At 36.8% G+C, this 22,524-nt stretch carries 12 protein-coding genes, 28 tRNA genes, 3 rRNA genes and 1 pseudogene; 41 read left to right on the top strand and 3 right to left on the bottom strand.

Annotated elements, in window-relative coordinates:
* The first annotated feature begins 10 nt into the window (after positions 1-10).
* On the top strand, positions 11-1,528 hold the full coding sequence (locus tag JQN76_RS13340) for an ABC transporter ATP-binding protein (protein ID WP_000535834.1): 1,518 nt from the start codon (positions 11-13) through the stop codon (positions 1,526-1,528).
* Between the two features lie 8 nt (positions 1,529-1,536).
* A complete protein-coding gene (locus tag JQN76_RS13335; protein WP_000886468.1) occupies positions 1,537-2,373 on the top strand; it encodes a membrane protein in 837 nt (278 codons plus the stop codon).
* Between the two features lie 260 nt (positions 2,374-2,633).
* Here the strand turns inward: JQN76_RS13335 and JQN76_RS13330 are convergent, their stop codons facing one another.
* Positions 2,634-3,611 carry a metal-dependent hydrolase gene (locus JQN76_RS13330; RefSeq protein ID WP_000379098.1) on the bottom strand — a complete coding sequence of 326 codons (978 nt, stop codon included), beginning with the start codon at positions 3,609-3,611 and terminating at the stop codon, positions 2,634-2,636.
* Positions 3,612-3,762: 151 nt separating this feature from the next.
* Between JQN76_RS13330 and mutY the strand changes: the two genes are divergently transcribed.
* From mutY to JQN76_RS13310, 4 genes and pseudogenes are all read left to right on the top strand, one after another.
* Positions 3,763-4,800 carry an A/G-specific adenine glycosylase gene (gene mutY / locus JQN76_RS13325; protein WP_000284766.1) on the top strand — a complete coding sequence of 346 codons (1,038 nt, stop codon included), beginning with the start codon at positions 3,763-3,765 and terminating at the stop codon, positions 4,798-4,800.
* Positions 4,801-5,101: 301 nt separating this feature from the next.
* Positions 5,102-5,644: a nucleoside tri-diphosphate phosphatase gene (gene ntdP / locus JQN76_RS13320; protein WP_000251253.1), complete on the top strand. Its 543-nt coding sequence runs from the start codon at positions 5,102-5,104 to the stop codon at positions 5,642-5,644.
* Positions 5,645-5,934: 290 nt separating this feature from the next.
* Complete coding sequence (locus tag JQN76_RS13315; protein ID WP_000597230.1) at positions 5,935-7,671, top strand: SAV1866 family putative multidrug efflux ABC transporter; 1,737 nt, start codon at positions 5,935-5,937, stop codon at positions 7,669-7,671.
* Between the two features lie 8 nt (positions 7,672-7,679).
* Positions 7,680-7,772: pseudogene (locus tag JQN76_RS13310) on the top strand (hypothetical protein).
* An 89-nt stretch (positions 7,773-7,861) separates the two neighbouring features.
* Here the strand turns inward: JQN76_RS13310 and JQN76_RS13305 are convergent.
* The gene (locus tag JQN76_RS13305; RefSeq protein WP_001236371.1) at positions 7,862-8,956 is read right to left on the bottom strand and encodes an FUSC family protein; all 1,095 of its coding nucleotides are present in this window, start codon (positions 8,954-8,956) and stop codon (positions 7,862-7,864) included.
* Between the two features lie 292 nt (positions 8,957-9,248).
* A complete protein-coding gene (locus tag JQN76_RS13300) occupies positions 9,249-10,538 on the bottom strand; it encodes a glutamate-1-semialdehyde 2,1-aminomutase (protein WP_001011598.1) in 1,290 nt (429 codons plus the stop codon).
* An 80-nt stretch (positions 10,539-10,618) separates the two neighbouring features.
* Between JQN76_RS13300 and JQN76_RS13295 the strand changes: the two genes are divergently transcribed.
* From JQN76_RS13295 to JQN76_RS13125, 35 genes are all read left to right on the top strand, one after another.
* The gene (locus tag JQN76_RS13295) at positions 10,619-11,074 is read left to right on the top strand and encodes a peroxiredoxin (RefSeq protein WP_001836823.1); all 456 of its coding nucleotides are present in this window, start codon (positions 10,619-10,621) and stop codon (positions 11,072-11,074) included.
* A 5-nt stretch (positions 11,075-11,079) separates the two neighbouring features.
* Positions 11,080-12,030 (top strand): phosphoglycerate dehydrogenase, encoded by a 951-nt coding sequence (locus JQN76_RS13290; protein WP_000869449.1) that lies wholly within the window; start codon positions 11,080-11,082, stop codon positions 12,028-12,030.
* 96 nt (positions 12,031-12,126) lie between these two features.
* On the top strand, positions 12,127-12,573 hold the full coding sequence (perR, locus tag JQN76_RS13285; RefSeq protein WP_000110011.1) for a peroxide-responsive transcriptional repressor PerR: 447 nt from the start codon (positions 12,127-12,129) through the stop codon (positions 12,571-12,573).
* A gap of 740 nt (positions 12,574-13,313) precedes the next feature.
* A 16S ribosomal RNA gene (locus JQN76_RS13280) occupies positions 13,314-14,865 on the top strand.
* Positions 14,866-14,956: 91 nt separating this feature from the next.
* Positions 14,957-15,033 (top strand) — tRNA-Ile (locus JQN76_RS13275).
* An 18-nt stretch (positions 15,034-15,051) separates the two neighbouring features.
* Positions 15,052-15,127 (top strand) — tRNA-Ala (locus tag JQN76_RS13270).
* A 213-nt stretch (positions 15,128-15,340) separates the two neighbouring features.
* Positions 15,341-18,263: ribosomal RNA gene (locus JQN76_RS13265) — 23S ribosomal RNA — on the top strand.
* Between the two features lie 72 nt (positions 18,264-18,335).
* Positions 18,336-18,450 (top strand): 5S ribosomal RNA (gene rrf / locus JQN76_RS13260).
* Together the 16S, 23S and 5S rRNA genes with 28 tRNA genes alongside form the textbook arrangement of a ribosomal RNA operon.
* Before the next feature lie 11 nt (positions 18,451-18,461).
* Positions 18,462-18,537: transfer RNA gene (locus JQN76_RS13255), tRNA-Val, on the top strand.
* A 16-nt stretch (positions 18,538-18,553) separates the two neighbouring features.
* Positions 18,554-18,629 (top strand) — tRNA-Thr (locus tag JQN76_RS13250).
* 5 nt (positions 18,630-18,634) lie between these two features.
* Positions 18,635-18,710, top strand: a tRNA-Lys gene (locus tag JQN76_RS13245).
* 3 nt (positions 18,711-18,713) lie between these two features.
* Positions 18,714-18,795, top strand: a tRNA-Leu gene (locus JQN76_RS13240).
* Between the two features lie 3 nt (positions 18,796-18,798).
* A tRNA-Gly gene (locus JQN76_RS13235) sits at positions 18,799-18,873 on the top strand.
* 10 nt (positions 18,874-18,883) lie between these two features.
* A tRNA-Leu gene (locus JQN76_RS13230) sits at positions 18,884-18,972 on the top strand.
* 18 nt (positions 18,973-18,990) lie between these two features.
* Positions 18,991-19,064, top strand: a tRNA-Arg gene (locus tag JQN76_RS13225).
* Positions 19,065-19,073: 9 nt separating this feature from the next.
* Positions 19,074-19,147: transfer RNA gene (locus tag JQN76_RS13220), tRNA-Pro, on the top strand.
* 17 nt (positions 19,148-19,164) lie between these two features.
* Positions 19,165-19,240 (top strand) — tRNA-Ala (locus JQN76_RS13215).
* Between the two features lie 21 nt (positions 19,241-19,261).
* Positions 19,262-19,335, top strand: a tRNA-Met gene (locus tag JQN76_RS13210).
* A gap of 28 nt (positions 19,336-19,363) precedes the next feature.
* Positions 19,364-19,437 (top strand) — tRNA-Ile (locus tag JQN76_RS13205).
* A gap of 9 nt (positions 19,438-19,446) precedes the next feature.
* Positions 19,447-19,536, top strand: a tRNA-Ser gene (locus tag JQN76_RS13200).
* 10 nt (positions 19,537-19,546) lie between these two features.
* Positions 19,547-19,622, top strand: a tRNA-Asp gene (locus tag JQN76_RS13195).
* 38 nt (positions 19,623-19,660) lie between these two features.
* Positions 19,661-19,753, top strand: a tRNA-Ser gene (locus JQN76_RS13190).
* Between the two features lie 14 nt (positions 19,754-19,767).
* Positions 19,768-19,841, top strand: a tRNA-Met gene (locus JQN76_RS13185).
* Positions 19,842-19,850: 9 nt separating this feature from the next.
* Positions 19,851-19,926, top strand: a tRNA-Asp gene (locus tag JQN76_RS13180).
* Between the two features lie 18 nt (positions 19,927-19,944).
* Positions 19,945-20,017 (top strand) — tRNA-Phe (locus tag JQN76_RS13175).
* Between the two features lie 7 nt (positions 20,018-20,024).
* Positions 20,025-20,100 (top strand) — tRNA-Thr (locus tag JQN76_RS13170).
* Positions 20,101-20,105: 5 nt separating this feature from the next.
* Positions 20,106-20,186 (top strand) — tRNA-Tyr (locus JQN76_RS13165).
* Positions 20,187-20,201: 15 nt separating this feature from the next.
* A tRNA-Trp gene (locus JQN76_RS13160) sits at positions 20,202-20,275 on the top strand.
* Positions 20,276-20,277: 2 nt separating this feature from the next.
* Positions 20,278-20,350: transfer RNA gene (locus JQN76_RS13155), tRNA-His, on the top strand.
* An 11-nt stretch (positions 20,351-20,361) separates the two neighbouring features.
* Positions 20,362-20,433: transfer RNA gene (locus tag JQN76_RS13150), tRNA-Gln, on the top strand.
* A gap of 5 nt (positions 20,434-20,438) precedes the next feature.
* A tRNA-Cys gene (locus JQN76_RS13145) sits at positions 20,439-20,512 on the top strand.
* 7 nt (positions 20,513-20,519) lie between these two features.
* A tRNA-Gly gene (locus JQN76_RS13140) sits at positions 20,520-20,594 on the top strand.
* Positions 20,595-20,607: 13 nt separating this feature from the next.
* Positions 20,608-20,682: transfer RNA gene (locus JQN76_RS13135), tRNA-Gly, on the top strand.
* A 38-nt stretch (positions 20,683-20,720) separates the two neighbouring features.
* Positions 20,721-20,804: transfer RNA gene (locus JQN76_RS13130), tRNA-Leu, on the top strand.
* A gap of 547 nt (positions 20,805-21,351) precedes the next feature.
* Positions 21,352-22,413, top strand: a complete 1,062-nt coding sequence (locus JQN76_RS13125) for a PTS sugar transporter subunit IIC (protein WP_000063551.1) — start codon at positions 21,352-21,354, stop codon at positions 22,411-22,413.
* Positions 22,414-22,524: the final 111 nt, after the last annotated feature.

Below are 22,524 nucleotides of genomic sequence, written 5' to 3'. Positions count from 1 at the left end.
ATGAAAATAGATGGGAAGTTCAATTGTTTTAAAGTTACTAAAAGTAACACACTACTATAGGAATAAACAGAATAAGAAATGGTATTTACCTTTTGGATATGATGCTGAAGATATCGATTTAAACAATATTAGTTTACATATTTATCAAGGAGAAGCATTAGGTATAATTGGTGAACCTGAATCTTCCAAAGCGTTGGTAGGTCAATTGTTGGCAGGTGCAATTAAACCTGATAAAGGTAAAGTAGTTTGTACTGAAGATTTGTTCTACGGATATATTGAAGATCAATCGTTAATTCATCAAACTGTTGAAGCTTATACAGCGCAGTTAGTTCAACTATTTCCATATGAAATTAATGATCATAAAGCTGAACAGATTATTCAATATGCACATTTAGGTGATTATAAAACGAAGCCGGTTAACCATATTTCGAAAGCGGCATACGCTCAATTACTATTAAGTATTGCACGCTCATCAAAATCAAATATTATTATTTTAAATCATGTTATTGACTATTTAACACCACAATTTATGGAACGTGCGATTGAATTAACAAATGATTATATTGAAAATAATTTAACGATTGTGTCAATTGGTGATGATATTGATAAAATTTCACAAGTGAGTAACTACATAGCTTGGTTTTCACATGGTCAATTAAGAATGGAAGGGTCACTTAAACAAGTTATTCCATCTTTTAAAGAACATGAACGTGATCGATTAAGTCTAAACTCAAAAGAAGAAATTGAAAACTTTGATTTAGATTGGAAAAAGAATCGTACAAGAATACCAGAGATGACCTATAATTTCAAACGTGTTGAGCGCTATAATCATGCAAAACCGCCTAAGTTTTTAGTGCGTTTTTGGACTTTAGCCTCAGGTACTATTTTAGGCTTAGCATTGATGATGTTGCTCATTTTCAATAATATAGGAATTATTTCGATAACAGATTTTACGAATCGTGCTACGATGCAAAATGAAAATAAAGATCCATATGGCGAAAAGTTAGCTTATGGAATTGCTTTTAATGGCAGTGTGGATATGCAAGGGGATAAACAAGTCACAATTCCAAAATATAGTGTAGTTACAATTACTGGCGAAAATAGTAAAAATTATCGTGTTACCGCCGATAATAAGACTTACTATGTTAGTAAAGATAAATTAGAATATTTTAACCCGGCAGGTTTATATCAAACGCATAGTTTTAAAAAATTAGCACCATATATGAAATCAAATTATAGTAATTACTATGCATACTTTAATAGTCAATTACATAAAAAGCATAGTTCAGTTATAAAAACTTTAGTTCCTGATGATGATAACCGTTTCGTTGCATCCGTTACACAACAACCGATACAATTACTTTTCAATGATAATAATCAGTTATACGGTTTTGTTTATCCAATTGTAGATAAAAAAGAATTAAAAGATAAGTTTAATATTAACAATAACATTTGGATTACTAAAGTTGGGAATGGATATTGTATTGCCAATTTGAAAGAAGACAAATGGATTTATATTGAATTGTAGGTGTAAAGATGCTAGATAATATTATTTTATATTTTAAAAACTTACCGCATACTAAAAGGTATGTAACAGAACGTTTAAAACAAAGTTGGAAAAGTTTTCTAATCGTATTAGCTGCATGTTTAATACTTATTATTGCAAGTGAAACGCTATTTTCCTTTAGTCATTTGACCGATGTTAAAGAGGTGAGATGGTTATTTAGAATCATTGTATTGATTGTTTTTGCGGTAGTGATGTTCACAATTTATATCTCTTATCATCATTATATGAATGACTTTTTAGTTACTAAGTTATTTAATATTTCCGCAGCGACGCCAGTAGTTATTATGTCTATTTTAAGTTTTATTATGCTAGTCATTTTGACGATGATTAGTGCATTGGTTAAACCAGTAAACTTCGAAACATCATATATAGCGCTATTCTATTTTATTGTGATGGCAACTATTTTTGTAGGATTAATATCCGTTACTTTTGGTCTTATTCGACTGTTAACTGAAAAAATAAATATCATATTTTATGGGGTTTGTGTATTGTGTTTCTTATTGTTACCAATTATTTTCATACCAAATCCAAATCATGTATTTATCAATCACATCCTAATGCTAAATCCAATGTATTACATTGTTAATGGTATAGCACAATCTATCATATTTGGTATATCAAGTATGGAAAACATTCCATATCATTTTTACTTTATTTTATTCTTATGTTTAATAGCTGCAGTAAATTTCGTATTAGCAAGGTATACGACACACGCAATTTATAATAAAACATCTAAAGTGACACAAACTGATAATCAACAGGATGTTTCAAATGATAGTACAGACGAGGCGGATACTTCTTCATGATGTTTAGCTGACCTGTTGTGTAAATTAATCTGTGAGAATCAGAAACAATTAGAATATCATCTAGATATTGTTTTCCTATACTGATTTTGATATTTCGAGTCATTAAAGGTAGTTTGTTAGCAACAATATAAATTTTAGATTTTGTAAAAGCATTCATAGTTTTACATTAAAAAACCGGACAGAGTAAAAATCGTTTTGATTTTCATTCTGCCCGGTTGTTCATTTTTTATAGATTAACTTTAGTGAATAATAACTTGAAATTATTTAGCATACAGTTTACGTTGTAACTTATCTTCTGTAAATACCCAGCCAATATAAGAGTGGTCTATGACATTATCGTTTGTTACATGTGCAATTGCCACAAATGAATAATGATCATTTTTTAAATAACGCAAATCAATCAAACGAATTTCAGTAGAACCATCTGCTAACGTTGTTGTTTGCCAACGATAGATTGATGAAAAGTTTAAAAAAGTACGTATATCTTTATTACCTTTGACTTTCCATAAAATGGAGTCTGTTGATAATGTTTGACGTTCCACTTTATCACTAAACACCACATTCCTACCATATGCTTTTCCAACATAGTCATGTGCATCAGTTTGTATCGCGACACGCCATTCCATAAATTTTATTGTTGGCGCAACAAATACTTTAACAGGGTGATGCTCTTGTTGAATTGCTTTTAAAGCTTGTTGCTTAATTACGGCTCTCATTTTAAAACGAATCATGTAATAAATGATTAGTAAAGCGATTATAGGAAAGAAGACTGCAAATGGATGCAAGCCTATAACCCATAATACAATACCAATACAAAGAACTGTGAAAATAATAGGGTCAAATGTGTTAATCACACTTAATTGAATCCATTTGTTTGTGATAGGTCTAAGTGCTTGTGTACCATAAGAATTGAATATATCTACAAAGACATGTAAAAATACTGCGAGCTGAGCCCACATCCATACATGAAATGGGTTGGTTCCACTAAAGAACGTGAATATTAAAAATGTAATTAAAATTGGCCATAGTATTGTGAAAGGGATGGAATGCGTGATACCTCTATGATGCGAAATATATGTTGCATTGTCCTTTAATTTAAGAACAGTATCCCCATCAGGAATTAATGAACCAACGATAAGGGTTGTAGCTGTTGCACCAAACGTAGAAGCCATTGCTGGATCTTGAGTTGCAAGTGCTGTAAGGCCCACCCCAATTGCGATATGTGTTGCAGTGTCCATATCAGTTCACTCATTTCATAATATTATATATACCATTATAATCCAATTTCGCAAATAACTAAATTAACTTACATACTAACCATGATTTTAATGTACAATAAAAACATTATGAGTAAAGACAATTAATTTTGGTGAGGAAAGGGTTTTATAAATGTATCAGCAGTCTAGTTTTAAAGAAAATTTGATACACTGGTTTGATGAAAATCAAAGAGAAATGCCATGGCGACAAACGACCAATCCGTACTATATTTGGTTAAGTGAGGTCATGTTACAACAGACACAAGTTAAAACAGTTATTGACTATTATCATCGTTTTGTTGAACGATTTCCAACTGTGGAAGTTTTGAGTCAAGCTTCGGAAGATGAAGTGTTAAAGTATTGGGAAGGCTTAGGATATTATAGTAGAGCTCGAAATTTTCATACGGCGATTAAAGAAGTTTATGATAAATATGAAGGCTTAGTTCCCAAAGATCCTGATCAATTTAAAGCGTTAAAAGGTGTTGGCCCATACACACAAGCTGCAGTAATGAGCATTGCATATAATGTACCACTAGCAACTGTAGACGGAAATGTTTTTCGAGTATGGTCTAGATTGAATGATGACTATCGAGATATTAAATTACAATCGACGAGGAAATCGTACGAACAAGAATTGTTACCGTATGTTACTACAGAAGCTGGAACGTTTAATCAAGCTATGATGGAATTAGGGGCATTAATTTGTACACCGAAAAATCCATTATGCTTATTTTGTCCAGTTCAAGAAAACTGTGAGGCATTTGATAAAGGTACATTTGAAAAGTTACCTGTTAAATCTAAAAATGTAAGTAAAAAAGTAATTGAGCAATCCGTCTTTTTAATTAGAAATAATCAAGGTCAATATCTGTTGCAAAAGCGTAGCGAAAAATTATTGCATGGTATGTGGCAATTTCCTATGTTTGAAAGTGAGCATGCTAGACGTAAAATGACTGAAAAAATCGGTCATGACATTCAACCAGTAGAAACACCTATTTTTGAGTTGAAGCATCAATTTACTCATTTAACATGGAAGATTAAAGTATACGCCGTTTCAGGAGCAATTAACATTGAAACATTACCAGATGACATGATTTGGTTTGATTTAAGTGATCGAGATCAATATACATTCCCTGTACCTATGTCAAAGATTTATCAATTTATAAATGGGTAACATTCGATGATTGGTAATATTATCGGAAAACATAGTGACATTAATTTTAAAAAGTATAAATGATATCTTTAAATCTCATAGAATAACAATGTCAAAAAGTTAAAGTGTTGATATATAAAAGTGATGATTTTATATACTTTAAATGGGACATGTAAATCTCTGTTGTAGTACTTAGCAATATTACCGAGTTTAATTATTAAGTAGTAAAATCTTATTTCGTAAAAATATGTATTTATATAATACTATTTCTGAAATATGCTATAATTTATAATGGTTAAATTAACAGAAGGTGGTGTGGAGTATGGTCAGAGAATCCATACCTAAAGAAGGGGAAAACATTAAAATTCAGAGTTATAAACATGATGGTAAGATTCATCGCGTTTGGTCTGAAACAACAATATTAAAGGGTACTGATCATGTTGTCATTGGTGGCAATGATCATACGTTAGTAACGGAAAGTGACGGAAGAACTTGGATAACACGTGAACCGGCAATTGTTTACTTTCACTCAGAATATTGGTTTAATGTTATCTGCATGTTTAGAGAAGATGGAATTTATTACTATTGCAATTTGTCATCACCATTTGTTTGTGATGAAGAGGCATTAAAATATATAGACTATGATTTAGATATTAAAGTATATCCAAACGGAAAGTATCATTTATTAGATGAAGATGAATATGAGCAACATATGAATCAAATGAATTATCCGCATGATATTGATATTATTTTAAGACGCAACGTGGACATTCTTCAACAATGGATAGAACAGAAGAAGGGCCCATTCGCGCCAGATTTTATCAAAGTTTGGAAAGAACGTTACAAAAAAATTAGACAATATTAAGCAAATAAAGTGTAAATACTGATTAAATCATTTATATTGACTTAGTGATGTAAAGAAGTATGATAACTTTTGCTGTCGTGTGGGGACACAGTATCCATAGATTAAATTGAATAGAATATAACATACGAATAAGACAACGTATTTAATCACATGAATATGACAGAGGTTGAGATATCTTAATTTTAAAAATGTAAATTGTAAGAAGAATTTACATCTACAAATTATGTATCCAACCTCTATTCATTTTTATGCTTATGAATAGGATAGGGCAATAGATTAGGGGGGATTGTATGATTAAACGATATTTGCAATTTGTTAAGCCATACAAATATCGTATTTTTGCAACGATTATTGTTGGGATAATTAAGTTTGGTATACCAATGCTTATACCACTTTTAATTAAATATGCAATAGATGGCGTGATTAATAACCACGCACTAACGACTGATGAAAAAGTTCATCATTTAACTATTGCCATTGGTATCGCATTATTTATTTTTGTAATAGTGAGACCACCAATTGAATTTATACGTCAATATTTGGCGCAATGGACAAGTAATAAAATATTGTATGATATACGTAAAAAGTTATACAACCATTTACAAGCTTTAAGTGCGAGATTTTATGCTAATAATCAAGTAGGTCAAGTAATATCTAGAGTGATTAATGATGTTGAACAAACAAAAGATTTCATTTTAACCGGGTTAATGAATATTTGGTTAGATTGTATAACAATTATTATTGCACTATCCATAATGTTCTTTTTAGATGTGGAATTGACTTTAGCAGCACTGTTTATCTTCCCATTTTACATTTTAACGGTGTACGTTTTCTTTGGAAGATTAAGAAAATTGACACGTGAAAGATCTCAAGCATTAGCTGAGGTTCAAGGATTCTTGCATGAACGTGTTCAAGGTATTTCAGTCGTTAAAAGTTTTGCGATTGAAGACAATGAAGCGAAAAACTTTGATAAAAAGAATACTAATTTCTTAACACGTGCGTTGAAACATACAAGATGGAATGCCTATTCCTTTGCCGCAATTAATACAGTTACAGATATTGGACCAATTATTGTCATCGGTGTTGGTGCATATCTTGCTATTTCTGGATCAATCACAGTAGGTACACTTGCAGCATTTGTTGGATACTTGGAGTTATTGTTCGGACCTTTACGTCGTTTAGTCGCATCATTTACAACTTTAACGCAAAGTTTTGCTTCAATGGACCGTGTATTCCAATTAATTGATGAAGATTATGACATCAAAAATGGTGTTGGTGCTCAACCTATTGAAATTAAACAAGGTCGTATTGATATTGATCATGTTAGTTTTCAATATAACGATAACGAAGCTCCAATTTTAAAAGATATTAATTTGAGTATTGAAAAAGGAGAAACAGTTGCTTTCGTAGGTATGAGTGGTGGTGGTAAATCAACATTAATTAACTTAATACCGAGATTTTACGATGTAACTTCTGGGCAAATTTTAATAGATGGTCACAACATTAAAGATTTTTTAACGGGAAGTTTAAGAAATCAAATAGGATTGGTGCAACAGGATAATATTTTATTCTCTGATACAGTTAAGGAAAATATTTTACTTGGTCGTCCAACAGCAACAGATGAAGAAGTAGTTGAAGCGGCGAAAATGGCTAATGCACATGACTTTATTATGAACTTGCCACAGGGATATGACACTGAAGTAGGTGAACGAGGTGTTAAATTATCAGGTGGTCAAAAACAAAGATTATCGATTGCTAGAATATTTTTAAATAATCCGCCAATTCTTATCTTGGATGAAGCAACAAGTGCACTTGATTTAGAAAGTGAATCCATTATTCAAGAAGCATTAGATGTGTTGAGTAAAGATCGAACGACACTTATCGTAGCGCATCGCTTGTCCACTATTACACATGCTGACAAAATTGTCGTAATTGAAAATGGACATATTGTTGAAACAGGTACGCATCGTGAATTGATTGCAAAACAAGGTGCTTACGAGCATTTATATAGCATTCAAAACTTATAAAGTATTAGTTGTTTGACTTCAGTACAATCTTGTAGGGAAGATTTGTAACAGGATGGTGGGGTCATAACATAGAAAAAGCAGTAAGAGATTTTCTTCATTGAAAATAATCTTACTGCTTTTTTAAATTTAATTTCGAGATTCAATATTACTTTATCTCATTGTGGTATTAATTACAGGAATTGCTTTAAACTTATAAATCAAAGTCTTCTTCAACAATTTCAATGTCTGCATCAGATCTATGATATGTGAAAAAGCTAATTCTTATGCGGTCTAAATGCTCTAAATGGTGTCGATACTCTTCGATGGCTGCAACAATTTGCATAACATTGGCAAACGAATATTCCGTTTGATAAGGATGATTTATTAACTCATGCTGAAATGTAGACAATAAATCTTTTTTCTGCGGATTATCTAACTCATAATCAACATGTGTCACATTATAACGTGCTTTTTTAGAAAGGCTAGCTAAAATTTGCTCGTGAAAAGCAGTTAATGAATCTAAATCTAATTTGATTTGTAATAGGAAATTGTTATTAAGTAAATATAAGTCGTTTTGATAACGCGACAATTTGTTTAATACTTCATAAGCTTGTCTAGTCGTCTGAACTACTTCTCTGAAAAGTATTTTCTTTCTATTCTGTTGGTGAATATGTTTTTTTGTAATAGGACGTTCTTCGCTATAGTAATCATAAATTTTCTCTAACTTTTCGACACGTTGTTTTAAATTATGACTATCTTGTTTAATATTATTAAACTCCGTCGTATCATTTAATACTAATTTAAACCACATAAAAATATCTGAGGATATATTTAATGAATTATAGTAAATTTTTGTTTCAAATTTAGGTGGTAGAAACACAAAGTTAACTAGAGATGAACTTATGACACCAATCATTACAAGTACAAACCTGTAAAAGGCGGTAATATAGAAAGAACCGGTATGTTGTCCCATAATGATTAATGCTGTTACACTCGCCAAAGTAGCAACATGTGCTAAATTAAATTTAAATAAAATAGCAATAAGTACTATGACGGTAACACCCATAATGATAAAATTATCACTAAAAATTGTTACCATTGTAACAGATAATATGGCACCTATAATGTTACCCAATGCTTGATCAGAAACTGTTTTAAATGAACGATAAATACTAGGTTGCATTGCAACAACAGCACTGACACCAGCTAAGGCTTTCAGACCAACATCATCCGGTAGTAAAGAAGCGATAGACATAGCTAAAATAATGGCTATACCAGTTTTAAAAATCCGAGCTCCTAGTCTCAAAAATAATGACGCCCCTTTTAAGTTTATTGAATATCTAATATTCGTATTCATTACTGTTATACACTTACTAGTTACAAAATTCAAGCTTATTTATAGTTGTTAAAATAAATCATACATAATACTGATAGCGATGTAAAACTTTAGTCAGAGATTAAAAGAGTATAAATTTGTAAAATAAAAACTCACATAGTGACATATCAAGTTAAACGTTAATAGTTAACGATATAAAATGAATCTACTATGTGAGCATTTGTTTTATTTTAATTCAATTAAAAATATACTTCCTTAAAAGTTATTTCATTTGACTAAAAGCATAGTCTGCAGCTTTTAAAGTTTGTTTAATATCTTCTTCTGTATGTTCAGTTGTTAAGAACCAAGCTTCAAACTTAGAAGGTGCTAAATTGATACCTTGATTTAACATTAATTTGAAAAATTTACCGAACGCTTCGCCGTCAGAATGTTCAACTTGATCATAATGTGTGACTTTTTCATCTGTAAAGTACAATGTTAAAGATCCATAAATACGATTAATTGTAGCTGTGATATTATGTTTTTCGATTAATTTAAGTAAACCTTCTTCTAGTTGTTGGCCTAAGCTGTCTAATTTTTCATAAACACCGTCTTGTTCTAGTACTTCGAGTAATGCAATACCTGCTTTCATAGATAACGGGTTACCAGCCATTGTACCAGCTTGATATGCAGGTCCTAGAGGTGCTACTTGTTCCATAATATCTTGACGTCCACCATAGCCTCCAATTGGTAAACCACCGCCAACAATTTTACCAAATGCAGTTAAATCAGGGATAACACCTAATAAATCTTGAGCGGCACCGTAATGGAAACGGAATGCAGTAATTACTTCATCATAAATCACTAGTGTCCCATTGTTATGCGAAATTTCATTAACCTCTTCTAAAAATCCAGGTTGAGGCATTACCATTCCAAAGTTACCAACAATTGGTTCTACTAATACTGCGGCAATTTCATCACCCCAAAATTCAATTGCTTCTTTATATGCGTTAATATCATTGAAAGGTACAGTAATGACTTCACGTGCGACGCTTTCTGGAACACCAGCTGAGTCTGGAGAACCGAGCTGAGATGGGCCACTACCTGCTGCAACCAATACTAAATCAGAATGGCCATGATAAGATCCAGCAAATTTTATAATTTTATTTCTTTTAGTATATGCACGTGCAACACGAATTGTTGTCATGACTGCTTCTGTTCCAGAATTTACAAAGCGAATTTTCTCAAGAGATGGAATTGCATCACGTAATTTTTTGCTGAATTCAATTTCTAATTCAGTCGGTGTACCAAATAAAACACCTTTAGCAGCTTGTTCTTGAATTGCTTTAGTAATATGAGGATGTGCATGCCCCGTAATAATTGGACCGTATGCTTGAAGGTAATCAATAAATTTATTGCCATCGACATCATATAAATATGCACCGTGTCCTTCTTTCATAACAACAGGTGCACCGCCTCCTACAGCTTTATAAGAACGAGAAGGGGAATTGACACCGCCTAGAATATATTCGTTTGAAAGTTGTTGTAAACGTTCACTTTCACTAAAATTCATTTATATCAACCTCTTTTAATTTAATATTTTCATCTAATATCGTATCATAAAATTATTATAATGAAGAAAAAGGTGATTATATGTTGCAAAAAGGAGAACAATTTCCAATATTTAAATTAGAAAATCAAGACGGAACTGTCATTACAAATGATACATTAAAAGGTAAAAAGGCGATTATATATTTTTATCCTAGAGATAATACACCTACTTGTACCACAGAAGCTTGTGACTTTAGAGACAATTTAGAAATGTTCAATGATTTAGATGTTGCAGTATATGGTATAAGCGGTGATTCAAAGAAAAAACACCAAAATTTTATTGGGAAACACGGATTGAATTTCGATTTATTAGTAGATGAAGATTTTAAATTAGCTAAAGAAACTGGCGTATATCAGTTAAAAAAATCATTTGGCAAAGAAAGTATGGGCATTGTAAGAACGACTTTTATAATAGATGAACAAGGTAAAGTATTAGATGTTATCGAGAAGGTTAAGGTTAAAACACAAATAGAAGAACTTAAAAACATTTTGGGGTGACATATATGAAAGTTGTTGGGTTAAATCGTATGCGTGAAGTTGAAACTGAATTACAACAACGCTTTTCAGATTTAGATTTTAAATTTTATAAAAAAGCATCAGAAATACCTGAGAGCGACTTGGCTGATTTAGATATATTAGTTGGTTATGATGGCGGTATCAATGAGGCATTTTTACAACGTTGCCCGAATTTAAAATGGATTGCATGGTTTGCAACGGGTGTAAATACATTACCGTTAGATTATATTGCAGATCACGGCATACTTTTAACTAATGGAAAAGGTGTTCAAGCTAAACAATTATCTGAATACATTTTAGCTTTCATTTTAGATGATTATAAAAAGATGAAACTATCATATGATAACCAACGACAACATATATATGATTCGAAAATAACTGGTAAACGCCTATCAGGACAAACAGTTTTATTTTTAGGTACAGGTGCAATTGCTACTAGAACTGCGAAGTTAGCAAAGGCTTTTAATATGAATTTAATTGGTCTGAGCAAGTCAGGTCAGAACAAAGATGAGTTTGACGAGATATATACTATCGAATCACTTGAAAGCACATTACCAAATGCTGACATTATTATAAATGCTTTACCAGAAACGCAAGAAACGATTCATTTACTAAAGAAAAAACATTTTGAATTAATGAAAGATGAAGCACTTTTTATAAATATAGGACGAGGTAGCATAGTTAAAGAAGCGGTCTTAATAGAAGTATTAAAAAGTAAAGTTATTCGACATGCATATTTAGATGTGTTTGAAAATGAACCTTTGAAACCTAATCATGAATTATATGAATTGGAAAATGTAACTATAACAGCGCATATAACTGGTAATGATTATGAGGCAAAGTATGACTTATTAGATATTTTTAAAAACAATCTAGTTAATTTTCTCAATAAGAATGGTCTAATTGAGAATGAAGTTGATGCTAAAAAAGGCTATTAAATGAAATCATCATGTAAATATTGACACGCGCGCAATACTACAGTTATATTTATAGTAAGTAATAATAATTATTATATAAGAAAGATGGTGATATAGATGAGTGTTGAAATAGAATCAATTGAACATGAACTAGAAGAATCAATTGCATCATTGCGACAAGCAGGCGTAAGAATTACACCTCAAAGACAAGCAATATTACGTTATTTAATTTCTTCACATACTCATCCAACAGCTGATGAAATTTATCAAGCACTTTCACCTGATTTTCCAAATATAAGTGTTGCGACAATATATAATAACTTAAGAGTGTTTAAAGATATTGGAATTGTAAAAGAATTAACATATGGAGACTCATCAAGTCGATTCGACTTTAATACACATAATCATTATCATATTATATGTGAACAATGTGGTAAGATTGTTGATTTTCAATATCCACAGTTAAATGAAATTGAAAGATTAGCTCAGCATATGACTGACTTTGACGTAACACATCATCGAATGGAAATTTATGGAGTTTGTAAAGAATGCCAAGATAAATAATTTAACTTTGGTAGTATGACAAATTAAAAAAGCGTTAGCTTACTTCATATAAGTAAGCGTAATATTTAAGAAGTTAAACGACATGAAAGTTGTTTAACTTTTTTTTATGCTTATTCTGAAAAATATTTAAATTGAAGAAAAGAATATTCTAACTACGGAAGTGGTATTAACTAATAACTAGTATCCTTTATAAATAAACATAAAAATATTCAAACGAAGGTCTACTAAATAACTATCCATAAAGTGAGTATAAGTTTGTTTGTAAAACTGAAGTAAAAAGCATAAGGAATTACACTTTAAATACATATAGTACTTACGAATAGAAAATAATCCCTTCAACAGTAATTTTTAAACAAAAATAAGTGTTGTTTTATGTTGACTCTACTAGAATAACTTGATATTATATAAAAGTCGTCAAACGGCACTAATATTTAAAAAACAAATGTTTTAAGTTGTTGATTTAAAATATTAATAAAGTGTAAATTTGACTATTGAAATTCGAACAAATACATAATAAAATAATATTTGTTAAATTAATTGAGTTAGGAAATTTATTTTTTAGAAATAAAATAATTAAAAATAATTCTTGACTTACAAAAACTTACGAGTTATAATTAAATCTTGTAAGTGACAAACGAACATTGAAAACTGAATGACAATATGTCAACGTTAATTCCAAAAACGTAACTATAAGTTACAAACATTATTTAGTATTTATGAGCTAATCAAACATCATAATTTTTATGGAGAGTTTGATCCTGGCTCAGGATGAACGCTGGCGGCGTGCCTAATACATGCAAGTCGAGCGAACGGACGAGAAGCTTGCTTCTCTGATGTTAGCGGCGGACGGGTGAGTAACACGTGGATAACCTACCTATAAGACTGGGATAACTTCGGGAAACCGGAGCTAATACCGGATAATATTTTGAACCGCATGGTTCAAAAGTGAAAGACGGTCTTGCTGTCACTTATAGATGGATCCGCGCTGCATTAGCTAGTTGGTAAGGTAACGGCTTACCAAGGCAACGATGCATAGCCGACCTGAGAGGGTGATCGGCCACACTGGAACTGAGACACGGTCCAGACTCCTACGGGAGGCAGCAGTAGGGAATCTTCCGCAATGGGCGAAAGCCTGACGGAGCAACGCCGCGTGAGTGATGAAGGTCTTCGGATCGTAAAACTCTGTTATTAGGGAAGAACATATGTGTAAGTAACTGTGCACATCTTGACGGTACCTAATCAGAAAGCCACGGCTAACTACGTGCCAGCAGCCGCGGTAATACGTAGGTGGCAAGCGTTATCCGGAATTATTGGGCGTAAAGCGCGCGTAGGCGGTTTTTTAAGTCTGATGTGAAAGCCCACGGCTCAACCGTGGAGGGTCATTGGAAACTGGAAAACTTGAGTGCAGAAGAGGAAAGTGGAATTCCATGTGTAGCGGTGAAATGCGCAGAGATATGGAGGAACACCAGTGGCGAAGGCGACTTTCTGGTCTGTAACTGACGCTGATGTGCGAAAGCGTGGGGATCAAACAGGATTAGATACCCTGGTAGTCCACGCCGTAAACGATGAGTGCTAAGTGTTAGGGGGTTTCCGCCCCTTAGTGCTGCAGCTAACGCATTAAGCACTCCGCCTGGGGAGTACGACCGCAAGGTTGAAACTCAAAGGAATTGACGGGGACCCGCACAAGCGGTGGAGCATGTGGTTTAATTCGAAGCAACGCGAAGAACCTTACCAAATCTTGACATCCTTTGACAACTCTAGAGATAGAGCTTTCCCCTTCGGGGGACAAAGTGACAGGTGGTGCATGGTTGTCGTCAGCTCGTGTCGTGAGATGTTGGGTTAAGTCCCGCAACGAGCGCAACCCTTAAGCTTAGTTGCCATCATTAAGTTGGGCACTCTAAGTTGACTGCCGGTGACAAACCGGAGGAAGGTGGGGATGACGTCAAATCATCATGCCCCTTATGATTTGGGCTACACACGTGCTACAATGGACAATACAAAGGGCAGCGAAACCGTGAGGTCAAGCAAATCCCATAAAGTTGTTCTCAGTTCGGATTGTAGTCTGCAACTCGACTACATGAAGCTGGAATCGCTAGTAATCGTAGATCAGCATGCTACGGTGAATACGTTCCCGGGTCTTGTACACACCGCCCGTCACACCACGAGAGTTTGTAACACCCGAAGCCGGTGGAGTAACCTTTTAGGAGCTAGCCGTCGAAGGTGGGACAAATGATTGGGGTGAAGTCGTAACAAGGTAGCCGTATCGGAAGGTGCGGCTGGATCACCTCCTTTCTAAGGATATATTCGGAACATCTTCTTCAGAAGATGCGGAATAACGTGACATATTGTATTCAGTTTTGAATGTTTGTTCATTCAAATTAATGGGCCTATAGCTCAGCTGGTTAGAGCGCACGCCTGATAAGCGTGAGGTCGGTGGTTCGAGTCCACTTAGGCCCACCATTAATTTAATACCTATTTGGGGGCTTAGCTCAGCTGGGAGAGCGCCTGCTTTGCACGCAGGAGGTCAGCGGTTCGATCCCGCTAGTCTCCACCATTATTTGTACATTGAAAACTAGATAAGTAAGTAAAATATAGATTTTACCAAGCAAAACCGAGTGAATAAAGAGTTTTAAATAAGCTTGAATTCATAAGAAATAATCGCTAGTGTTCGAAAGAACACTCACAAGATTAATAACGCGTTTAAATCTTTTTATAAAAGAACGTAACTTCATGTTAACGTTTGACTTATAAAAATGGTGGAAACATAGATTAAGTTATTAAGGGCGCACGGTGGATGCCTTGGCACTAGAAGCCGATGAAGGACGTTACTAACGACGATATGCTTTGGGGAGCTGTAAGTAAGCTTTGATCCAGAGATTTCCGAATGGGGAAACCCAGCATGAGTTATGTCATGTTATCGATATGTGAATACATAGCATATCAGAAGGCACACCCGGAGAACTGAAACATCTTAGTACCCGGAGGAAGAGAAAGAAAATTCGATTCCCTTAGTAGCGGCGAGCGAAACGGGAAGAGCCCAAACCAACAAGCTTGCTTGTTGGGGTTGTAGGACACTCTATACGGAGTTACAAAGGACGACATTAGACGAATCATCTGGAAAGATGAATCAAAGAAGGTAATAATCCTGTAGTCGAAAATGTTGTCTCTCTTGAGTGGATCCTGAGTACGACGGAGCACGTGAAATTCCGTCGGAATCTGGGAGGACCATCTCCTAAGGCTAAATACTCTCTAGTGACCGATAGTGAACCAGTACCGTGAGGGAAAGGTGAAAAGCACCCCGGAAGGGGAGTGAAATAGAACCTGAAACCGTGTGCTTACAAGTAGTCAGAGCCCGTTAATGGGTGATGGCGTGCCTTTTGTAGAATGAACCGGCGAGTTACGATTTGATGCAAGGTTAAGCAGTAAATGTGGAGCCGTAGCGAAAGCGAGTCTGAATAGGGCGTTTAGTATTTGGTCGTAGACCCGAAACCAGGTGATCTACCCTTGGTCAGGTTGAAGTTCAGGTAACACTGAATGGAGGACCGAACCGACTTACGTTGAAAAGTGAGCGGATGAACTGAGGGTAGCGGAGAAATTCCAATCGAACCTGGAGATAGCTGGTTCTCTCCGAAATAGCTTTAGGGCTAGCCTCAAGTGATGATTATTGGAGGTAGAGCACTGTTTGGACGAGGGGCCCCTCTCGGGTTACCGAATTCAGACAAACTCCGAATGCCAATTAATTTAACTTGGGAGTCAGAACATGGGTGATAAGGTCCGTGTTCGAAAGGGAAACAGCCCAGACCACCAGCTAAGGTCCCAAAATATATGTTAAGTGGAAAAGGATGTGGCGTTGCCCAGACAACTAGGATGTTGGCTTAGAAGCAGCCATCATTTAAAGAGTGCGTAATAGCTCACTAGTCGAGTGACACTGCGCCGAAAATGTACCGGGGCTAAACATATTACCGAAGCTGTGGATTGTCCTTTGGACAATGGTAGGAGAGCGTTCTAAAGGCGTTGAAGCATGATCGTAAGGACATGTGGAGCGCTTAGAAGTGAGAATGCCGGTGTGAGTAGCGAAAGACGGGTGAGAATCCCGTCCACCGATTGACTAAGGTTTCCAGAGGAAGGCTCGTCCGCTCTGGGTTAGTCGGGTCCTAAGCTGAGGCCGACAGGCGTAGGCGATGGATAACAGGTTGATATTCCTGTACCACCTATAATCGTTTTAATCGATGGGGGGACGCAGTAGGATAGGCGAAGCGTGCGATTGGATTGCACGTCTAAGCAGTAAGGCTGAGTATTAGGCAAATCCGGTACTCGTTAAGGCTGAGCTGTGATGGGGAGAAGACATTGAGTCTTCGAGTCGTTGATTTCACACTGCCGAGAAAAGCCTCTAGATAGAAAATAGGTGCCCGTACCGCAAACCGACACAGGTAGTCAAGATGAGAATTCTAAGGTGAGCGAGCGAACTCTCGTTAAGGAACTCGGCAAAATGACCCCGTAACTTCGGGAGAAGGGGTGCTCTTTAGGGTTAACGCCCAGAGGAGCCGCAGTGAATAGGCCCAAGCGACTGTTTATCAAAAACACAGGTCTCTGCTAAACCGTAAGGTGATGTATAGGGGCTGACGCCTGCCCGGTGCTGGAAGGTTAAGAGGAGTGGTTAGCTTCTGCGAAGCTACGAATCGAAGCCCCAGTAAACGGCGGCCGTAACTATAACGGTCCTAAGGTAGCGAAATTCCTTGTCGGGTAAGTTCCGACCCGCACGAAAGGCGTAACGATTTGGGCACTGTCTCAACGAGAGACTCGGTGAAATCATAGTACCTGTGAAGATGCAGGTTACCCGCGACAGGACGGAAAGACCCCGTGGAGCTTTACTGTAGCCTGATATTGAAATTCGGCACAGCTTGTACAGGATAGGTAGGAGCCTTTGAAACGTGAGCGCTAGCTTACGTGGAGGCGCTGGTGGGATACTACCCTAGCTGTGTTGGCTTTCTAACCCACACCACTTATCGTGGTGGGAGACAGTGTCAGGCGGGCAGTTTGACTGGGGCGGTCGCCTCCTAAAAGGTAACGGAGGCGCTCAAAGGTTCCCTCAGAATGGTTGGAAATCATTCATAGAGTGTAAAGGCATAAGGGAGCTTGACTGCGAGACCTACAAGTCGAGCAGGGTCGAAAGACGGACTTAGTGATCCGGTGGTTCCGCATGGAAGGGCCATCGCTCAACGGATAAAAGCTACCCCGGGGATAACAGGCTTATCTCCCCCAAGAGTTCACATCGACGGGGAGGTTTGGCACCTCGATGTCGGCTCATCGCATCCTGGGGCTGTAGTCGGTCCCAAGGGTTGGGCTGTTCGCCCATTAAAGCGGTACGCGAGCTGGGTTCAGAACGTCGTGAGACAGTTCGGTCCCTATCCGTCGTGGGCGTAGGAAATTTGAGAGGAGCTGTCCTTAGTACGAGAGGACCGGGATGGACATACCTCTGGTGTACCAGTTGTCGTGCCAACGGCATAGCTGGGTAGCTATGTGTGGACGGGATAAGTGCTGAAAGCATCTAAGCATGAAGCCCCCCTCAAGATGAGATTTCCCAACTTCGGTTATAAGATCCCTCAAAGATGATGAGGTTAATAGGTTCGAGGTGGAAGCATGGTGACATGTGGAGCTGACGAATACTAATCGATCGAAGACTTAATCAAAATAAATGTTTTGCGAAGCAAAATCACTTTTACTTACTATCTAGTTTTGAATGTATAAATTACATTCATATGTCTGGTGACTATAGCAAGGAGGTCACACCTGTTCCCATGCCGAACACAGAAGTTAAGCTCCTTAGCGTCGATGGTAGTCGAACTTACGTTCCGCTAGAGTAGAACGTTGCCAGGCAGTTTTAAATCGGAGAATTAGCTCAGCTGGGAGAGCATCTGCCTTACAAGCAGAGGGTCGGCGGTTCGAACCCGTCATTCTCCACCATTTATTCTTACATATTGCCGGCCTAGCTCAATTGGTAGAGCAACTGACTTGTAATCAGTAGGTTGGGGGTTCAAGTCCTCTGGCCGGCACCATGGAAGAGCCATTAGCTCAGTTGGTAGAGCATCTGACTTTTAATCAGAGGGTCAGAGGTTCGAATCCTCTATGGCTCACCATTTGCGGGTGTGGCGGAATTGGCAGACGCACTAGACTTAGGATCTAGCGCCTTACGGCGTGGGGGTTCGACTCCCTTCACCCGCATATGCAGAAGTAGTTCAGCGGTAGAATACAACCTTGCCAAGGTTGGGGTCGCGGGTTCGAATCCCGTCTTCTGCTCCATTTTTATAGTGCCGGGGTGGCGGAACTGGCAGACGCACAGGACTTAAAATCCTGCGGTGAGTGATCACCGTACCGGTTCGATTCCGGTCCTCGGCACCATTTTCAATAAAAACATATGCGCCCGTAGCTCAATTGGATAGAGCGTTTGACTACGGATCAAGAGGTTATGGGTTCGACTCCTATCGGGCGCGTTAATTATACGGGAAGTAGCTCAGCTTGGTAGAGCACTTGGTTTGGGACCAAGGGGTCGCAGGTTCGAATCCTGTCTTCCCGATATACTGTAATTATTATGGGGGCTTAGCTCAGCTGGGAGAGCGCCTGCTTTGCACGCAGGAGGTCAGCGGTTCGATCCCGCTAGTCTCCACCATATTATTTACAAACTATATAAGGCGGTGTAGCTCAGCTGGCTAGAGCGTACGGTTCATACCCGTGAGGTCGGGGGTTCGATCCCCTCCACCGCCACTATTTATTAGTTGTAAAATTATATTTAGGACCTTTAGCTCAGTTGGTTAGAGCTAACGGCTCATAACCGTTCGGTCGCAGGTTCGAGTCCTGCAAGGTCCATATAATTTTGGAGGAATACCCAAGTCCGGCTGAAGGGATCGGTCTTGAAAACCGACAGGGGCTTAACGGCTCGCGGGGGTTCGAATCCCTCTTCCTCCGTTTTACTAATGGTCTCGTAGTGTAGCGGTTAACACGCCTGCCTGTCACGCAGGAGATCGCGGGTTCGATTCCCGTCGAGACCGCCATTTAATTTTATAATTAATAGCGATTTACCTATAATAATGGAGGAATACCCAAGTCCGGCTGAAGGGATCGGTCTTGAAAACCGACAGGGCCTTAACGGGCCGCGGGGGTTCGAATCCCTCTTCCTCCGCCATTATTTTTTATTATCGCGGGATGGAGCAGTTCGGTAGCTCGTCGGGCTCATAACCCGAAGGTCGGTGGTTCAAATCCGCCTCCCGCAATATTTTATAGGTCTCGTAGTGTAGCGGTTAACACGCCTGCCTGTCACGCAGGAGATCGCGGGTTCGATTCCCGTCGAGACCGCCATCATTACATTTTTATTATGGTTCAGTAGCTCAGTTGGTAGAGCAATGGATTGAAGCTCCATGTGTCGGCAGTTCGACTCTGTCCTGAACCATTTCTTAGCCGGCCTAGCTCAATTGGTAGAGCAACTGACTTGTAATCAGTAGGTTGGGGGTTCAAGTCCTCTGGCCGGCACCATTTATGGAGGGGTAGCGAAGTGGCTAAACGCGGCGGACTGTAAATCCGCTCCTTCGGGTTCGGCAGTTCGAATCTGCCCCCCTCCATTTATTATTTTTAATAGGGGCATAGTTCAACGGTAGAATAGAGGTCTCCAAAACCTTTGGTGTGGGTTCGATTCCTACTGCCCCTGCCATGGCGGCTGTGGTGAAGTGGTTAACACATCGGATTGTGGTTCCGACATTCGAGGGTTCGATCCCCTTCAGCCGCCCTTATTATTAATGGGCTATAGCCAAGCGGTAAGGCAACGGACTTTGACTCCGTCACTCGTTGGTTCGAATCCAGCTAGCCCAGTTATTGGCGGCATAGCCAAGTGGTAAGGCAGAGGTCTGCAAAACCTTTATCACCGGTTCAAATCCGGTTGCCGCCTCCAGGTTTATGCGGGAGTAGTTCAACTTTTAGAACACGTTCCTTCCCGGAACGAGGTATAGGTGCAAATCCTATCTTCCGCTCCATAATTTAATATTTGCGGGAGTAGTTCAACTTTTAGAACACGTTCCTTCCCGGAACGAGGTATAGGTGTAAATCCTATCTTCCGCTCCATAATTGCTTCCAAAGGGAAGTTTTTTGTTTACCATTAAGCCGGTGTGGCGGAATTGGCAGACGCGCGGGACTCAAAATCCCGTTCCACTTGTGGAGTGTCGGTTCGACCCCGACCACCGGTATAATTAACTGTTATTTACATAACATAACGTATTAGAAACCTTGTAAAACAAGGTTTCTTTTTATTTCTCTCTATACAATACAAATAAAAGTGGACTCAAATGGCACACGCTTTAATAGACTCTATGTCAAATTGTAATGATGAGTTCAATATTGGAAGTTAAGCAACTATGCATTGTTTAACTTCTTTTTTTGGTATTACATTAATGATAATGATTATATTATCTGGGGTTATATATTTGTTTCAACTTTTCTAATAATATATTTGTAAAAGTGCTATTTTATTCTGCTTTATACCAAGTCGATTCAATTTATCTATCTTAATAGTAATATGGCTATTTTAATATTTACAATTTATTACATTATTAGTCACAAGATGTAATTAGTAGTATTTTAAAATTAACATGACATTGATTAGTGAGTAGATTGTTCAAATTTACTTTATTCCTTTTGTGGATTGTTATATTTAGATTAAATTAGCCAACTAATCATTGTTAAAGTTAATTTTCTATAATATGATGAGTTTAATGTTCAAATTGGAGGTCGTTTATGAGTAACGCAAAGAATGCTGATAATAAACAGTTTTTCAGTAAGATTTTAAATTCTATTGGTGCTGGTGTTGTTATTGCACTTGTTCCGAATGCTTTATTAGGTGAAGTATTAAAAATATTTAAAAGTGGTAATGAAATTTTAGAATTAACGTATCAGTTAGTGATACTAATTCAATCATTTATGGCATTTATTATTGGGGTTTTAGCTGCTCATCAATTTAAATTTAATGGCGCAGGTGCTGCTATAGTAGGTACATCAGCTATGATTGGTTCAGGTGCTGTTGTATATAGTAATAATAGTTTTATGTTAAAAGGTATAGGTGACATTATAAATACGAGTTTGGTTGTTATTATTGCATGTCTTATATATATGGTATTACAAAACAAACTTGGATCTTTTGAATTAATTATATTACCAGTTTTAGTACCTATCGTTAGTGGGGGTATCGGTCTAATCACATTACCTTACATTCGAAAAATTACTCAAGCAATTGGAAATGTAATTCATTCTTTTACAGACTTAAATCCGTTGTTAATGTCTATACTTATTAGTGTGGCATTTTCATTATTAATGGTAACACCAATATCGTTAGTAGCGATTGCAACTGCGATTAGTTTAAACGGACTAGGAAGTGGAGCAGCAAACCTAGGTATAGTGGCTGCCTGTGTTACTTTCTTATTTGGCTCATTGCGTGTCAATTCTATTGGTGTAAATGCAGTTTTACTCATAGGAGCTGCAAAAATGATGATCCCAGTTTACTTGAAAAATTTAATTATTTCGATACCATTGACTATAAATGGAATAATTACTGGAATCATTGCTTACGTTCTTCAGGTTAAAGGAACACCATTGTCTGCTGGATTTGGATATACAGGATTAGTTGGCCCAATAAATGCATTTAACCGAATGTCAGGTGATCCAACAATGAATATTATTTTATTAGCACTTGGTTATTTTGTCATACCATTTGTATCGGCATTTATTGTTCATGAATTGTGTAAAAAATTCATTCCTATATATTCTAATGATATTTATAAATTTGAAGTTCCAAAACAATAATTTATAGCTTGATGACAAGAATAAGTTTTAATATATGATAAATATAGGCGTTACTGTCAATAAGATATTGATAGTAGCGCTTTTTTGATTGATTTTAAAATGTGAGATTTG

This window comes from Staphylococcus sp. SM3655, from assembly GCF_016917315.1.
Lineage (GTDB): Bacteria > Bacillota > Bacilli > Staphylococcales > Staphylococcaceae > Staphylococcus > Staphylococcus aureus.
The sequence above is the reverse complement of the archived record's forward strand: the minus strand, read 5'-3'. Positions and strand labels throughout refer to the sequence as shown.

Coding starts and splice junctions, on each gene's coding strand:
- JQN76_RS13340 (WP_000535834.1), top strand. CDS start 11: ATGGGAAGTTCAATTGTTTTAAAGTTACTAAAAGTAACACACTACTAT.
- JQN76_RS13335 (WP_000886468.1), top strand. CDS start 1,537: ATGCTAGATAATATTATTTTATATTTTAAAAACTTACCGCATACTAAA.
- JQN76_RS13330 (WP_000379098.1), bottom strand. CDS start 3,611: ATGGACACTGCAACACATATCGCAATTGGGGTGGGCCTTACAGCACTT.
- mutY (WP_000284766.1), top strand. CDS start 3,763: ATGTATCAGCAGTCTAGTTTTAAAGAAAATTTGATACACTGGTTTGAT.
- ntdP (WP_000251253.1), top strand. CDS start 5,102: ATGGTCAGAGAATCCATACCTAAAGAAGGGGAAAACATTAAAATTCAG.
- JQN76_RS13315 (WP_000597230.1), top strand. CDS start 5,935: ATGATTAAACGATATTTGCAATTTGTTAAGCCATACAAATATCGTATT.
- JQN76_RS13300 (WP_001011598.1), bottom strand. CDS start 10,538: ATGAATTTTAGTGAAAGTGAACGTTTACAACAACTTTCAAACGAATAT.
- JQN76_RS13295 (WP_001836823.1), top strand. CDS start 10,619: ATGTTGCAAAAAGGAGAACAATTTCCAATATTTAAATTAGAAAATCAA.
- JQN76_RS13290 (WP_000869449.1), top strand. CDS start 11,080: ATGAAAGTTGTTGGGTTAAATCGTATGCGTGAAGTTGAAACTGAATTA.
- perR (WP_000110011.1), top strand. CDS start 12,127: ATGAGTGTTGAAATAGAATCAATTGAACATGAACTAGAAGAATCAATT.
- JQN76_RS13125 (WP_000063551.1), top strand. CDS start 21,352: ATGAGTAACGCAAAGAATGCTGATAATAAACAGTTTTTCAGTAAGATT.